We start from the raw sequence: 15,061 nt of genomic DNA, 5'->3' as shown, positions 1-15,061 counted from the left end.
GCGGAATGCCGCACCTCCGCTGTTTAATGACCGACTTCGTGTACCGTCAGGCGATTCTGTACCGATGTAACGCCAGTTACGCCTTTCGCCGCGTCTTCCGCCAACCCGATATCCTTCTCGTCTTGAGTGGAGCCGGCCAACGTAACGACGCCACCTTTCGCCAATATCGAAATGCCAGATGAATCGAGCCCCTTGACCTTAGTTAAGGCCTTTCTCACATTTTTCGCGAGGGCTCGGTTTTGCGATCGAATTTCCTTTTTGCTTGGCGTAGTGACGGCCGATGCTGTATCTGTAGCCACAGCGTTGGTCGTCTGACCGTAGGCCAATGGTACGCCGGTCATGGCCGCACACGCAGCAATCGACGCAATTAGACCGGCGGACCTCATTGCGTCTGCTTGGAAGATCCATATTGAAAGATTCCGTAGGAAATTTGTGAAAAAATCTAACTTCATGAAGAGCCTCGCACTTTGATTTCAATTCGAAAAATTCATCCATTCAGGGTGACCACGCTCAGGCAACTTCTTGTATCGATAGGGCGCATCCTTTCTGAGCGTGGCCACATTGGCTCGGATAGAATTGCAAAAACGTGCACTTAATGGCTGGTCTTTTGGCCTACTCCGTTAAAATTGGCGCTGGCAAGAGCCACGCGCGCGTCTACCATGAACACATCGGCATGTTTCTCCGCCAAGCGCTCCAGGTCGGGCATAGCCTCGTTGAGTACGCGCGCGGCCGCCTCGTCAGAGGGTGAGTCGCACCACATTGTCCTGCGGACAAATATCGTCGGACTGGGGCTTAATATTCGTACCACGAATGACAGCGCGGGGTTTGCGAAAAGTGTCGGTCCATAATGCACTGCTATCACGCGCAGCACGGCGTCATCGGTAGCTGTCAGTGCGAATGCGGCGCGACTCGGCACACCGCTTGCAGAAAACTCTTTCCCGAAGGCATCAACAACTTCCGTTCCACACGATGTCAATTGTGCAGCGAGGCGATTTAACGCACGTGCGCAAAGAGCACGCCGGCGTATCTCATCGCGTCGATGCATGCGCAACCGATCCACGACGGCCTCGACAAGCTGCCCTGAATAACGCTCTGCGGCTCCACACATCTCTCATCTCCATAAGGTTTGGTCGATCCGGAGTGCGCCCTTCGACGGATCAGGCGAGCGTAGGCGGTTGACCGATCGCCGAAACATATTTGCGTTGCCTGCGGTCGGAATACCGCGGCCACAGTCGCCTGTGCGCTATCGCGATTGAAACGAATACATTTGACTTTACACAGGCTCCATCTTCCTGTCGGTCGCGGAATTGCGAATTTCGGAATTTCGTGCGTGTTTTCGGACGCAGCGTGGATGTGGTCATCTGTGAGAATGGTGGAAGCTTTGTCGTGTAGATTGACGTGCGCCATAAAACATGAGAGCACTGCTTCTAGTGCGAGGGACACAACGTCACGTGGCGTGGTGGGTTTCTTCCGGCGCACCTCGAGCACCGACGAACGACTCGAACGGCGATTGCGGGTCGAGCAGCGCGGTACGAATGAAATGCAGATTACTGAGAACGCGTCGCAGCCGACGGTGCTCTTCGCGAGAGGCACGTACCGCGTCGAGCAACGCTTGGACACCGGCGATCGCGTGATCGGTGGCAGACAGCGCAGCGTCAAAACGCTTGTAGTTAGGCTTATCAAAAAGCCGCCCGACCACGTCGAGCATAGTGGCCGTCGAGTGCCGCCATGCGGTGCAAGCCACATAGCGTGGATCAGCCGCCAGTTGGCTCAGTTCGGTGCGAAGATCGACCACCGCGTGGCCAACTTCGAGTACAACGAACAGCCACCGCAGCGCGTCACGCTTCAGGTTGACCTGATCGCCCGCCAGCGCGTGGATTTGCGACAGCATATCGCGCGCGCCGCTCTCGAAGCGCACGGCGAGACGCGTCAAGCGCCCGTGGCAGGCCATCACGACTTGTCGGCGCAATTCACCGAGTAATAGGCGACGCAGCCACGGCGCGTCGGTTGGGAGAATGACGGCAAATGCGATCGACACTACCAGCATCGAACAGACAAGCGCAATTGCGTCGTTGATCAAGGCGGTCGGATCATAATGAATGAGGTTATCCGGGCCAGCGAGGAAACAGAAGAAAATGCAGTAACCGAGGCCGTAGCCGACCAAGCTGCGCCGCGTGGTGAGGTACGTTCCGAGCAGTAGAAACGGAGTCAGCGTGGCGCACAACAGTGGGAAGCCGTCGATCCGGGGATATAACCAGAACATCACGATCAATCCAGCGACCGATGCGAGCGCGGTACCTCCTGCCATTTGAAACGCCATCCGGGTTGGCCGCGGCGACGAGGATGCCAGTCCGCAAACCGTCGCCGCGGCAAGCACCAATGTGCCGCCGCTCGGCCACGCGGTTGAGATCCAAAAGTCGCTGAGAACAAGTATTACCGCAACCGCACGCAGGCCCGCTACCGCGGCCGCGATCAGGTTCGTTTTGGGGATGTACTGCGCCACCCATCGCTCGCGCTCGTGCGATGGCACGGCAAGCGACGCGTAGGTTTGCGTGTACGAATGGAGATCGTCGACAAATCGATACAGGAGTTCCGCCGCAGTGTCGAATTCAAGGAGAGAAGTCTCTGACTTTGCCTTGAATTCCGCGCGCGTCGCACGGATTCGTTTGGGCAGGGCAGTCTTGAAATTATCGAGCTGAGCGGCAGCCTGCGTGGCATCGCGGGCATTCAGAACAGGCTCGCCCGACTTTTTCAGCAGCGGCGCGACTTCGTAGAAGTAAGGTTGCAGCGCGTGGATTGTCGCCAGCGCATTTTGCTCGTGCAAGCGGTTCATAAGTTGATGCAAGGCGTGAAAACGCGTCGACGCACTCATGAATTCGGTGTTGAGCCGCGCGAAACGGCCGCTTCGCATGCGCGTGTCTGGATGTTCGAACACCGCTACGCTGCGTATTGCCTCAAACCCAACAATATCTGCGATGAAGCTCGACGTTGCCGACTCGATCTGCGAACGATCCATCTTACCCGAGAGCGCGTTCGACACGTAGTCAACGAATGCACCGAAGCGACGCTGCATTGTCGCTTTAATTGCTTCCCCAGCATGTTGAGGAAAAACCAGCGCGCTGACCGTCCCGGAACAGACGATCCCGAGCGACACTTCGGCCGCCCGTGTGATGGCCGAAAGGAATGCACCGTCGGGATGCTGCACGGCGGGGATGCCGACCAGCGCGGCGGTGTAGCCCGCGAGCACAAAGCTGTACGAGCGAAAGTGCCGATTACGCGCGGCGCCAGCGGTGCAGATGCCGACCCAGAGTGCTGTCGCTGTCAGAAACAGCACCGGTTGCTGCGAGAACCAACCGATGAACACAATCATCACGACGAGACCGACGAGCGTTCCGCAGAAGCGATAAAAGCTCTTCGCGAGAACCATCCCGCTTTGCGGCTGCATCAAAACGAAGATAGTGGTCATGGCCGTGCGCGGCTGTGGCAACTGAAGGCGCATAGCGATCCAAAGCGCCAGCAGAGCCGCAAGCACCACCTTTAACATGTAGATCAGTGTAAGCCCGTCTGTACGCATCCAGTCGCCAAGCGCGCTTTTGACAGCGCCACGTTGAGACTGCCTCACAGCAGAGGACGGAGTTTTCATTTTTTCTCAGCTGGGAATCGGTAGTACAACCAGACCGCTTACCTGGTCACGTCGAGCCGAAATCGATAGAAAACATGCGCGAGCGCGCCTCCCCGGTGGCGGAGCTGTTCTATCAGCCTGCATAGCGAGTTGTCGTGCAGACCCAGGTCTTCCACAACTTCGTAACAGGTTTCACGCGCGGATCGCAACGTGTTGTCACGCTGCCACCTCCGTTGCCCATTGGCGCCATTGCCAGCTCTGATAGCTGGATGCGCCGTTAGCCACTCTCGCGCGATGCTGTGACATGCACGCGATATTCCATCGGGTTCCAGTCCAGCACGCAAAGTACACGGCATCGGATCCGCGCTCGTCTATGACAGGATAGACGCCTGGGCAGGCCGGTTTCACGTTGCCGGCCATCCATTCATAGTTCATACCATCATCTGCCTCGCGTATTCGACTTTCATGCCTAGTTTCATGGCGATATGTCGCTCAAGTGTTGCGTCAGGCGAGCTTTCCCAGTCGCCCAGCATGCGAACCCCGTCGCACTTCACGAGCTCGGGGATGTCCACGCGCATGCATGCTTGCCAGCCTGCATTTCGGTCGACATTGAACTCGACCGGATTCGCGATCTCGTAACCCATTGCGCGGAGGCGTGCGGCCTCCTCATGGAAAGCGCGGAGGTTGAGTTTGGAAAGCCCAGTCATAGGACCAGCGAGATAAAGCTTCATGCTACCTCCCTCATTAAGCGTCCGCCGGGATTCGCCGGTTCGAGCGCGGTAAAAATCTTCTCAATCCTCGGGCCGGCGGGCTAGACCGACGTTCGAAGATTGAAGGTCGTGCGTGATCGAGCGCACACGTTGTGTGACAAGCTCCTCGCGGGGACGTGCCGTACTTCTTGTGCAAAACGCTCTGAACGCAACAAGTGCGGAAGGCAGCGACGTCGGCGACGACAAGCGTCAGATCCAGCGGAGCGAGAAAAGCGCCCATATTGCTGAAGCTCCGTGCAATCGAAGCCGGACCGCTCGATGATCATTGCATGCATGCGGTAGTGCTCCATACAGGCCGGCTGACATTCCCGCTTGAAGAGATCCAACGCGTCGTCCAGCAACAGTGCCCACGGCAACGCAGACGACGCGCAGTTCGCGGAGAACGTGCCAATGCCTTGCATTACGTCTTCAATCTCGGACATGACGGCTCCGGCGCCGCGAACGCGACGGATCGGAGTCGTCGGGCATGATCTATTGGGTAGAAGATTGGGAGATCAAGCCGCGGCATTCTCCGCGGCATTCTCCGCGGTCGTTCGCCGCGTTACAAGGCGCTCAAATGTACGCTCGCTGTCCCGAATGACCGGCTGGGTTCAAGCCCTGAGTAGAGGACGCGCATCGGATTGCTGATTCTATTTTTAGCCCGGATTCCCAAAGAGGTCTTAAAAAAGACTGCCAAGTTATCGCGTGCTTGCTCACCATTACTGCTTTTCCAGCTACCTGATTTACCTATCCGCCGCGAGCCATGAGCGGCAGACGATGAACGCCAAAAAATGCAACGCCCCCGTATGTGCCAATGGAACTGATCAAGTGTTATCGCTTACGGAGCCAGGAGAAAGAGGTTTTCGCAAACGACTACACATTCGCGCCCGAGAGAATTCCAGCTATCGTGCCGATCCGCTCGAAGGCGCTTACTGCTTGATCAAGGTCTTCTGTCGTGTGGGTCGCCATGACGCTCAAGCGCAGGCGTTGGCCATCTTTTGGAACAGCAGGATACTCAATCGAATTGAGGAAAATGCCCTCGTCGTGGAACTGCTTGCAAACCTCGCGAATGTTCACTTCCGGCGGGATTCGAACAGGAATGATCGCGGCCTCGCGGAATACCTGAAAACCGAGCGCACTCAGGCCAGCCTCCAGATGGGCAGCGTTCTCGTGCAAGCGGGCGATTCGTTCGGGCTCCCGCTCGAGGACTTCGATCCCCCCGAGCACCCCGGCGACCGTCGTGATCGGCAAATGGGCTGAAAACATGTAAGAGCGCGAGCAGAACCTCAGATAGTCGACGACCTCCCGGTCGCCGCTCAGGAAACCTCCCGTCATCCCGAACGCTTTACTGAAGGAACCCATCCAGATATCGGCCGCGCTTTCCATGTCAAAATGCTCGGCCGTGCCACGGCCAGTTTTACCCATGACGCCAGTTCCATGCGCATCATCGACCACCAGAATGGCCCCATGCCCGGCACAAAGCTCGCTGATCCGCGGCAGAGGAGCAAGATCGCCGTCCATGGAGTACACCCCTTCTACAACCACGAAGATTTGCCGGTTGGGTCGGCTCGCCCCCTTCCGGAAGCGTATCAAAAGCCTCTCAAGATTCTCCGTGTTGTTGTGCGAGAAACGGATTGCCTTGATGTTTGTGTTCACTGCCGCTAAGGCGATGCCATCATAAAGACTCGCATGATTGTACTCATCGTAGAGAAGCACGTCGTCGTCCCTGAGAAGGGTTTTGACCCATCCCAAGTTGGCCTGATAGCCCGATCCGAAAAGCAGCGTGTCCTCAGCACCTTTCAAGAGCGACAGGCGTCGCTCCAGCTCCATATGCAACTGAGTCATCCCGCCTAGTAACGGCGGCCCATCCACTCCGGCACCATACTCGTCGAGCGCCTGCTTGATTGGCGAGGCCACGTGTGGATGGGTAGTAAGGCCGAGATAGTTGTTCGACCCGAACATGATCATCTCTCGAGTTTTCCCGTCGATGCCCCTCACCGAGGTACGATTGGACACCGCCGATACAATCTCCCGATTGTAGTGGGCAAGCCCTTTGGCGCGCGAATCGCGGTAGTAATCGGAGAACGGCTTGACTCGCCCCATCAGCGTCGGAGCCTCAGTTTTAAAGAATTCGGCTAGCGAGAAATTTTCGGCGCGATTCGAAGATGCACTGGATTCCGAATCGGTGTGCGGCGAAGCAGACGACATGCTATGTTCCTTTGTAGGTGTCCGACGAAGCCCATGCGTATTCCGCACGCTTTAGGCTCGTTTCGTATTGACACAAATGCAACAGGGCAACGCGTAGAGATTCAAAGCGGCCCATGTGGGCGTTGACGGGCGGGTAGTTGTTGGCAAAGTGGCTGCGCTTGTCTGGCGAGCTGCGAATTGAACGAACGCTACACCATCACTTCCACATGGCCATTGTCACCCTCGAGAGCGGTATCGTGGTTTGGATGCAGAAAGTGCCGAAAAAACGCCCAGACCGTGAGGGCTGGGCGAAGCCATCGGGAGCCCGATGACGGAGGTATCGATCCAGACCGAACTAACCCGATACCGGCGTTACCGCGATAGCAAGTCAGTTCTTTTGAATGGGGGCGCACAGAGGTACCGCGCGCTCAGTAGGAGATGCCTGGCGACCATAGGCGCCGGCGACTCGCTAGCCTGACGGTTTAATGACCGCGATAGATTTGCTTCATGCCACCATCGGCTGCAGTACGGACGGCTGCAGGGGCACCGGATGCCGACGTACCGCTAACTACCCCACCCACGCCGCTGGTGTCAGCTATGGAGGCCCGTGCCGTTGCGCTGTTCACATTCTGTGCAGCCACGCGAGCCTCAGCGGCCTGGATATCAGCTGGGTGATAAGGATCTCTGGAGGGAGCCGGGTGATAGCCAGCCTTTTCGAGCTCGCCGAGAACCCGTGCGCGGGTGATCGGCGTGTTCGGCTGCTTGGCGAACGACATGACTGGAGTAGCGAGTACAACGACGATAGCAACGGCCTGAATAAGGGACTTCATGATAATTACCTCCAGATTCTGTTTTTCCTGCTCCGAACGACCCTGTTCGTAGCCAGTGATGACAGTCTAGGTAGGTAAGCACTTAAGATTAAGACCCCTCTCTGGAAGTGATTGTTGTCGACCGAGGGAAACTTCGGGGCGTTGGCGGCACTGCGTCTGGGCAGGAACTAAGGGTCGCGCTCGTGAGGAGGCGCGCCGGCATTCGGATCGAAAAATGCGATAAGGGGGCCATGCCCAGTGTCGCCACCAAGTCGCTCAATTTGACGATCGGCGCTATGTCTCGCGCGGCATCAGATCCCGAAGGCCTCAGCTACCCGCCTTCTGAACCGTTCGATTCGGGAGGCGCATGCAGTCTTGTACACGCCGCCGTGAATTCGCTATTGAGTCACGCAAGGCATCTGCTTCCTGCACGCAAGTTTGGATCTTCGGACGAAACCGACTAACAGAAAGCGCCCACAGTGGGGCGGATGCGCGAAGCCACCGGGAATCCAGCGACGAAGGTATTCAGATATTGGCAAAACGGGCGAACTCTCACGGTTTCTGGCGAGAGCACGCCCATTTCGTCTTGAGGAACGACATGACACGGCGACTGTCGCGTGTTCAGGACTTGTACGCGACGATGGCTTAGTGTGCGCGGTAAATCGGGGGCGAATATGTCGACACCGTAGTCTCCGTCGCGCGATCCGATTGCGACGAACCACTGACGACGCCCCCCACTCCGCTGGTGTCAACTACGTGCGCGTGTGCCATCGAATTTTGTACATTTTGCGCCGCCACCCGGGCTTCAGCAGCCTGAATTTCAGCAGGATAGGTGGCCTCGTTACGGCTTGCTGTGTTGTAGCCTGCCTTCTCAAGCTGAACGAGTTCGGCTCGCACCTGCGCACGTGTCACGGGCTGGTTAGACTCCGCGAAAGTTGCAACCGGAGCAGCGAGCACCGCGGCAACAATAACTGCTTGAATAAGCGACTTCATGATGACCTACCTCCAGATCCCGTTGTCCTGCTGCGAACAACCTTGTCCGTAGCCAGTGACGAAAGTCTACGGAGTTAGCCTCTTAAGATTAAGAAGGATGTCCGGAAGGAATCGTTGTCAGCTTTGCACAAACCTTAGAGCGTAGCGTCCCTGTACCTGTCTGAAGCAATTTGTCTCGGACGGAATCGAACGGAGTGTACGGAACCCGGGCAAAACGGATTCTGAACACAGCCAGGGAGTCAGCGGATACCGAGCCATTTTCCAGCCGGAAAGCGGCTTCGGCGTGAATACGGGCAAGCTTAACAGGGACGGACTTCGACTACGCTTTGATCCATGGCGCGGCGGACATTTCCTCGGGATCAAATCAGATGGTTTACCGGATTGCCTTGCTGCACCAGTTCTGATCGTGGCCGATGCAAGCAGAAGTCGACGCTGCAAAATTGAATTTTCTGGCAATTTTTCTCAGCGTGGACTTGATGTTCAAGGGTTCTAGTCCATCAGGATTTCATGTAAATAGACATCCAGATCGCTCATTCCACGCAAGCGACTCGAAAAGAGACGTTATCCTGATTGTTTCTCATGAGGATCTGTTTTCGGCCCGGGTATTCGCCCGGGAACTGACCTGGACGAAGACACGCTTGAAGTTCGCCAGCTCGGCGAATGCCTGCACGCCAACCGCGTCGGGCGCATGCGGGAAGGCGTCAGTCCTTGTCTGCTTCGCCTCAAGAAGCTACACGGCATCAGATCAGTCGGACAAGCTGCTTGCCGAAGTTTTGGCCCGCCAGCAGGCCGATAAACGCCTCGGGCGCATACTCGAGTCCTTGCACAATGCTTTCACGGAAACGCAGATCTTTCTGCGCGACTAGCGTGCCGAGCTGCTTGAGCGCTTCGGGCCACACGTCCATGTGTTCGCTCACGATGAAGCCCCGCACCAGCAGACGCTGCGTGAGGAACATCGCCGGATGCTTGAGCGGCAGCGGCTGCCCGTCGTAGCCCGCGATCATGCCGCACACGGCAATGCGGCCGAACGCGTTCATCTGCGCGAGCGTCACATCGAGCACTTCGCCGCCGACATTCTCGAAGTAACCGTCGACGCCGTCCGGCGCCGCCGCCTTCAGGTCCTGACTCAGATTGCCCGCCTTGTAGTCGATGCAGGCGTCGAAGCCGAGCGACTCGACCACGTAGCGGCACTTCTCCAAGCCACCGGCAATGCCGACCGCACGGCAGCCTGCCCGCTTCGCCAGTTGCCCGACGACGCTGCCGACCGCCCCACTCGCGGCGCTCACGACGACGGTCTCCCCAGCCTTCGGCGCAATGATCGTGTTCAGACCGTACCATGCCGTGACGCCGGGCATACCGACCGCGCCCAAATAAGCGGACAAAGGAATAAGCGAGTCATCGACCTTCCGAAGGCCATCGCCATCCGACGTGCCGAATTCCTGCCAGCCCAACATGCCAACGACCTTGTCGCCAATTGCGAATTGCGCATGCCTGGATTCGACGACTTCGCCGACCGTTGCGCCAATCATCACTTCATTGAGTGGCTGCGGCGCGGCATACGATTTCGCATCGCTCATCCGGCCACGCATGTACGGATCGAGCGATAGGTAATGGTTGCGTATGCGCACTTGCCCGTCGACGAGCGACGACAGGGGCGTTTCGATGAGCTTGAAGTTGTCGGGTGTGACAGTGCCTTGCGGGCGCGAAGCGAGCAAGATCTGACGATTGACCTGAGTCATGGTAAGGATCCTTTGCGTGCGAAACGGGGTGAACAAATACGCCTCCATCTAGAGGTGTGCGTGAATTTCCTCAATTCGGATTGGTCATTGTCCATCGACACCGGCAGTTCGTCGCGCAGGAACTCGACTCGGGTGCAGATTTTCGCGTCGAGATACTGGCGCGACGCGTACGACGTGGTCGTATTCAGGTGCTGCGCGGCGCCTGTGAGCTGCCCGTTTCGACGACGCGGGGCAAATACACGCATGTTTTGAAGCGTATCCGTGGAGGATCCTTGCCATGACGAATCAATTGTTACATGGCGGGCAAGATCGATTGCCTCGGTCTTCGTATAAATGCCTTGCATCTTTACGGGTGATTCAGGAATCGCTCAAAAAATATAATGACGCTCAGAGTTCTATAGCCAGTCAGGGGGAAATCGTGCAGCCTCCGGTACAGAAAGGGATCGCCGCGTCCGCGGTTCTTACGATCTCGCTAACAATCGCCGGCTGCGCCAGTAACGGAGGCATCGCCCCGCAAGCACGCGGAACCGATCCATCCTCCCTCGATGCCGGTGCCGCCGTGCGCGCGGCCAATGCCGACGCGCAATGGCCTGCCGCCGACTGGTGGCGCGCCTTTTCCGATCCGCAACTTAACGCGTGGATCGACGCGGCGCAGGCTGGCAATCCGACGCTCGCCGTCGCGCAGGCGCGGGTGCGCGAGGCTCAATCGATGACGGCCGTGGCGCGCGCGGCGCTTTCGCCGCAGGTCAACGGCAGTCTGTCGATCGAACGTCAACACTGGCCGGATAACGTGTACTATGGCCCTGGCCCACTCGCGAATGCGAACACGTGGGACAACACCGGCTCGATTGGCCTGTCCTACCACCTCGACCTGTGGGGCAAGGACAAGAACGGCGCCGAACGAGCGCTCGACGCCGCCCATGCAAGCGCCGCCGACGAACGCGCCGCACAGCTCGAACTGGAAGTGAATGTGGTGCGTGCGTACATCGGTATGTCGATGAATTACGCGCTGCTTGATATCGCCAAGGCCACGCTGCAACAACAGCAGCAGATTGTCGATCTCTCAAACAGGCGTCTGAAAGGCGGTCTGGGAACCCGACTAGAAGTGAGCCAGGCCGAAACGCCGATCCCTGAATACGAACGGCAGATCGATGCGCTCGAAGAAGAGATCGCGCTCGCCCGCAATCAGCTCGCCGCGCTGGCCGGCAGCGGTCCGGGCGCGGGCGACTCGATCACGCGGCCAACGCTCGCGCTGTCCGCGCCCGCCGGTCTGCCTTCGGCGCTGCCCGCTGAGCTACTCGGCCACCGGCCCGACATCGTCGCGGCTCGCTGGACCGTGGCGGCACAGGCGCGCGGTATCGACGTTGCGAAGGCCAACTTCTATCCGGACATCAATCTACTCGCGTCGATCGGCGGCTATGCCGCGGCAGGCCCGATGTTCGAATTCCTGCGTTCGGCGACCGGTGGCTGGACCGCCGGCCCGGCTCTGTCGCTACCGATCTTCGACGGCGGGCGCCTGCGCTCCCAACTAGGCGCCGCGGACGCGGGCTACGACGAGGCCGTGGACCGCTACAACCAGACCATCGTCAGCGCGTTGAAGGACGTCGCCGATCAGGTCGTGCGGATTCGCTCACTCGAGACGCAAGAGCATGACGCCGGGCGTTCGGTCGCGGCCGCGCGCAAGAACTATGACCTGTCAAAGGAAGGCTACCGGCGCGGTCTGACGGATTATCTGAATGTGCTGATCGCGCAAAACCAGTTGCTGCGTGCGCAGGAAGGCGTCGCACGCATCCAGGCAGAGCGTCTGGGCGCGCACGCATCGCTGATGGCGGCGTTGGGCGGCGGCCTCGCCGAACCGGCTGACAGCCCGGAGACGAAAGGGACGCTGCCCGCGCGTGGCCGCGGCAAGGCCGCACTTGCAGCACCGGCCTCCGGCACGGCAGCAGCGGCGCCTACGGCGGCAAGCCCTGCCACCGGCGGCGATGTGCGCGCTCACGCGACTGCTGTGCAGTAAGGGCTAAGCCGACCATGTCCGCCTCCCCTTCCTCCGCCCCGCGCCGGCAACTGACACCCGTGATGTTCTACGCGGCTGCCGCCGACCGGGCGGCCACCTATGCATCGCTCGCAGTGAATACACACGAGCGAGCGCGCTGGATCGAACGCTACGATTGCATTTGCCGCGCGTGTCACCGGCGTGCGTGCAGCGCTCGTGATCACGCTCTAGGTGCGTTCCAGATAGCGGACGCACGGGCCGGTACACAAGAAGGAGTTCGCCATGCCACGTGAAGTTGCCGTCTTCGATGCGCACGTGCCGGCCATCGTGCTGTTGTTCATTGCCGGTGCCGCGGTTACCTGGCTGCTTGACCGTGTGATTGCCTATACGGGCCTGTATCGCATCGTCTGGCACCCCAACCTGTTCCGGGCCAGCTTGCTCGTGTGCGTGTGCGGCGTATTGGGTCTCGCCGTCTATCGTTGATCGGAGTCGAATCATGACCATCCGAAATATTCTGGGTTTTGTCGCGACAGCCGTCGTTTTCGTTGTCGCAATCCTGATTGGCCGCGCCTTGTGGGTGCACTACATGGACGAACCCTGGACACGTGACGGCCGGGTACGCGCGGAAATCATCAATATTGCGCCGGACGTCTCAGGTGCGGTTGTCACCTTGCCCGTGCACGACAACCAGTTCGTGAAGAAGGGCGACCTGCTGATGCAGATCGACCCGTCGCATTACCAGATCGCCGTCCAGCAGACGCAGGCCGCAGCGGCTGAGCGCAAGGCCGAGTTGCAGATGCGCCGCGACGATGCGCAACGGCGTGCTGACATGGACAGCGAGGTGGTGTCGAAGGAAAATCGAGAAAACGCAACGCATGCAGCCTCGGCCGCCGAGGCTGCTTACCAGCAGGCACTGGCAGCACTCGATGCGGCAAATCTGAACCTCCAGCGGACCAGGGTAGTGTCGCCGGTCGATGGCTACGTGACCAACCTGAATGTGTTTCGCGGCGACTATGCGACAGTTGGCGTTGCGAAGCTGGCGATCGTCGATAGCCATTCGTTCTGGGTGTACGGGTATTTCGAAGAAAACAAACTGCCACGCGTGAAGGTCGGCAACAAGGCGGAAATCCGGCTGATGAACGGCGCCATACTGCAGGGGCATGTCGAGAGCATCTCTCGTGGGATCTATGACCGCGATAACCCGGAGAGTCGCGAGCTGCTCGCCGATGTGAATCCGACCTTCAACTGGGTGCGGTTAGCGCAGCGTGTGCCCGCGCGCATCAAGATCGACAGCGTCCCCGCCGATACCGTGCTGTCCGCCGGCACGACGTGCACGGTGGTGATCAAAACACCCCACGAACTCGACAGCCACTAGCGATAAGGCGATAGTGGTGATTCACACTGGGACCGCCCCGGAGACGCTCGGGCGTTCCCTGCATATGGCGACGCGGTTCTTAACCAGCACGTTACTGCTCTTCGGCACGGCGGTAAGCGACGCAGGTAGGCGACAGGTAGGCGCGGTACGGCTGCGCGGTGGCGAATGCCGTGATCAATCAGTGCGGTAGCCGCCGCCGAGTGCCTTCACCAGCGCGATTTCCTGACTCAATTTTTGCCCATCGATCTCAAGCAGCGCGACCTGTTCGACAATCACCGGTTGACGGGCCGCCATCGCCGCGGACCGGCTGGCGAGTCCTCGACGATAGTGTGCTTCCATGCTGTCCCTCACGAACGCAACGGCCTGCACCTTTTGGGTTTGCAGCTCCGCCTCAGTATCGAGATCCTGCAGGTGGCTTCCAGTTATCGCTACGTCGCGCACCGCATTGAGGACGGCCTGGTTGTATTGGGCAATCAACGTATTGCTTGCTGTGCGCACAGCACTGAGATTTGCGTTGAGACGGCCGCCGTCGAAGATCGGCAGATACAGGCCTGGAATCAGGTTGATCTGCTGACTCGCGTGGGTGAATAGATCAGCAAGATGCAGCGCGTTGACGCCGAAAAATCCTTTGATATCGAAGGTTGGAAAGAACGCAGCCTTGGCCGCGTCGATCCGGTCAAAAGAGGATTGCACGTACCACCGCATCGCCTGCAGATCAGGACGCCGCGCAAGCAACTCATAGGACAGTGTGGCCGGCAAGCTTGCCTCGGACTGCGGAAGCGGCAGTGGCTCAATGTCCCGCAAATCGTCCGGACCGACGCCGAGCAGCGCCCGCAATGCTTCGCGAAGCTGTTTGATCTTCCCTTGTGCGGCGACGATCTGTCGTTCGATCGCGAGTTGCTGCGCCCGCGCCTCTTCGGTTAGCGTCTGCGCCTCGAGGCCACGGGCCGCTCGCGCGTTGTGTGTTTCCATCGCGAACGCGGCGACCTGTTGCGATTGCTCCAGCAAATTGATCAGTTGGTACGTGGTCTGAATGCCGTAGTATAGCTGGGCGACATCGGTCGAAATTTCAAGCTCGACTGCAGATTCCTCGGCGAGGCGCGCATTCTGCACGCCGATCGACGCGGCCACCTGAGCACGTTGCTTGCCCCAAAGGTCGATATCGAGGCTGGCGCCGAGTCCAACGATCCCCTCGGTGTACCACGGGCCGGTGGCGCCGATCAACGGCTGCGTCGTCGAGTACGCGCCAAGAAATCCGCTCGCCGACACACGCTCCCGATCGAGCGCACCGATGGCCGCCACCTGCAAATTGGACCCTGCGTTAGCCAATTGCACGTCCGATTTCGCCTGCGACACCCGCGTGCGGGCAATCACCATGGTTGGCGAATCGGCCAACGCGCGCTCGATCAGAGCACTAAGCTGCTGATCGCCATAGCGAGTCCACCAACACGCCGAAGGCCACCGGTCGCGGGCCAGATGGATTGCCTCGGCAAGGCGGATCTGTTCGGGTCGAATTTCCGCGAACGGCGTGCCGTTCTCATGGATCAGCGCGCAGCCAGCCACGCCGCAGACAAGCAGCGCAGCCAACCCGGTT

At 59.1% G+C, this 15,061-nt stretch carries 11 protein-coding genes; 3 read left to right on the top strand and 8 right to left on the bottom strand.

Annotated features, from left to right (window positions below; genetic code table 11):
- Nucleotides 1-23: 23 nt before the first annotated feature.
- From AYM40_RS07370 to AYM40_RS07330, 7 genes are all read right to left on the bottom strand, one after another.
- Entirely contained in the window at nt 24-452 is a 429-nt protein-coding gene (locus tag AYM40_RS07370; protein ID WP_148662133.1) for a BON domain-containing protein, read from the bottom strand.
- Nucleotides 453-1,447: 995 nt separating this feature from the next.
- Complete coding sequence (locus AYM40_RS07360; RefSeq protein WP_063495641.1) at nt 1,448-3,643, bottom strand: FUSC family protein; 2,196 nt, start codon at nt 3,641-3,643, stop codon at nt 1,448-1,450.
- A gap of 410 nt (nt 3,644-4,053) precedes the next feature.
- Complete coding sequence (locus tag AYM40_RS07355; protein WP_063495640.1) at nt 4,054-4,353, bottom strand: DUF4406 domain-containing protein; 300 nt, start codon at nt 4,351-4,353, stop codon at nt 4,054-4,056.
- Nucleotides 4,354-5,244: 891 nt separating this feature from the next.
- Nucleotides 5,245-6,579 (bottom strand): aminotransferase class I/II-fold pyridoxal phosphate-dependent enzyme, encoded by a 1,335-nt coding sequence (locus AYM40_RS07350; protein ID WP_082854993.1) that lies wholly within the window; start codon nt 6,577-6,579, stop codon nt 5,245-5,247.
- A gap of 461 nt (nt 6,580-7,040) precedes the next feature.
- Entirely contained in the window at nt 7,041-7,388 is a 348-nt protein-coding gene (locus AYM40_RS07345) for a DUF4148 domain-containing protein (RefSeq protein ID WP_063495639.1), read from the bottom strand.
- Between the two features lie 624 nt (nt 7,389-8,012).
- On the bottom strand, nt 8,013-8,360 hold the full coding sequence (locus AYM40_RS07335) for a DUF4148 domain-containing protein (protein WP_063495637.1): 348 nt from the start codon (nt 8,358-8,360) through the stop codon (nt 8,013-8,015).
- 740 nt (nt 8,361-9,100) lie between these two features.
- Entirely contained in the window at nt 9,101-10,099 is a 999-nt protein-coding gene (locus AYM40_RS07330; protein WP_063495636.1) for an NADP-dependent oxidoreductase, read from the bottom strand.
- Between the two features lie 418 nt (nt 10,100-10,517).
- Between AYM40_RS07330 and AYM40_RS07325 the strand changes: the two genes are divergently transcribed.
- From AYM40_RS07325 to AYM40_RS07315, 3 genes are all read left to right on the top strand, one after another.
- Nucleotides 10,518-12,113 carry an efflux transporter outer membrane subunit gene (locus tag AYM40_RS07325; protein ID WP_063495635.1) on the top strand — a complete coding sequence of 532 codons (1,596 nt, stop codon included), beginning with the start codon at nt 10,518-10,520 and terminating at the stop codon, nt 12,111-12,113.
- A gap of 261 nt (nt 12,114-12,374) precedes the next feature.
- The gene (locus AYM40_RS07320) at nt 12,375-12,575 is read left to right on the top strand and encodes a DUF1656 domain-containing protein (RefSeq protein ID WP_063495634.1); all 201 of its coding nucleotides are present in this window, start codon (nt 12,375-12,377) and stop codon (nt 12,573-12,575) included.
- Between the two features lie 13 nt (nt 12,576-12,588).
- A complete protein-coding gene (locus tag AYM40_RS07315; protein WP_063495633.1) occupies nt 12,589-13,467 on the top strand; it encodes an HlyD family secretion protein in 879 nt (292 codons plus the stop codon).
- Nucleotides 13,468-13,641: 174 nt separating this feature from the next.
- Here AYM40_RS07315 and AYM40_RS07310 read toward each other — a convergent pair whose 3' ends face one another.
- Nucleotides 13,642-15,054, bottom strand: a complete 1,413-nt coding sequence (locus AYM40_RS07310) for an MdtP family multidrug efflux transporter outer membrane subunit (RefSeq protein ID WP_335341184.1) — start codon at nt 15,052-15,054, stop codon at nt 13,642-13,644.
- Nucleotides 15,055-15,061: the final 7 nt, after the last annotated feature.

The sequence above is a fragment of the Paraburkholderia phytofirmans OLGA172 genome, assembly GCF_001634365.1.
Classification (GTDB): domain Bacteria; phylum Pseudomonadota; class Gammaproteobacteria; order Burkholderiales; family Burkholderiaceae; genus Paraburkholderia.
The sequence above is the reverse complement of the archived record's forward strand: the minus strand, read 5'-3'. Positions and strand labels throughout refer to the sequence as shown.

What these genes read in the sequence shown, in the direction of transcription:
- AYM40_RS07315 (WP_063495633.1), top strand. Translation starts at nt 12,589, where the DNA reads ATGACCATCCGAAATATTCTGGGTTTTGTCGCGACAGCCGTCGTTTTC.
- AYM40_RS07330 (WP_063495636.1), bottom strand. Translation starts at nt 10,099, where the DNA reads ATGACTCAGGTCAATCGTCAGATCTTGCTCGCTTCGCGCCCGCAAGGC.
- AYM40_RS07370 (WP_148662133.1), bottom strand. Translation starts at nt 452, where the DNA reads ATGAAGTTAGATTTTTTCACAAATTTCCTACGGAATCTTTCAATATGG.
- AYM40_RS07320 (WP_063495634.1), top strand. Translation starts at nt 12,375, where the DNA reads ATGCCACGTGAAGTTGCCGTCTTCGATGCGCACGTGCCGGCCATCGTG.
- AYM40_RS07355 (WP_063495640.1), bottom strand. Translation starts at nt 4,353, where the DNA reads ATGAAGCTTTATCTCGCTGGTCCTATGACTGGGCTTTCCAAACTCAAC.
- AYM40_RS07350 (WP_082854993.1), bottom strand. Translation starts at nt 6,579, where the DNA reads ATGTCGTCTGCTTCGCCGCACACCGATTCGGAATCCAGTGCATCTTCG.
- AYM40_RS07345 (WP_063495639.1), bottom strand. Translation starts at nt 7,388, where the DNA reads ATGAAGTCCCTTATTCAGGCCGTTGCTATCGTCGTTGTACTCGCTACT.
- AYM40_RS07335 (WP_063495637.1), bottom strand. Translation starts at nt 8,360, where the DNA reads ATGAAGTCGCTTATTCAAGCAGTTATTGTTGCCGCGGTGCTCGCTGCT.
- AYM40_RS07360 (WP_063495641.1), bottom strand. Translation starts at nt 3,643, where the DNA reads ATGAAAACTCCGTCCTCTGCTGTGAGGCAGTCTCAACGTGGCGCTGTC.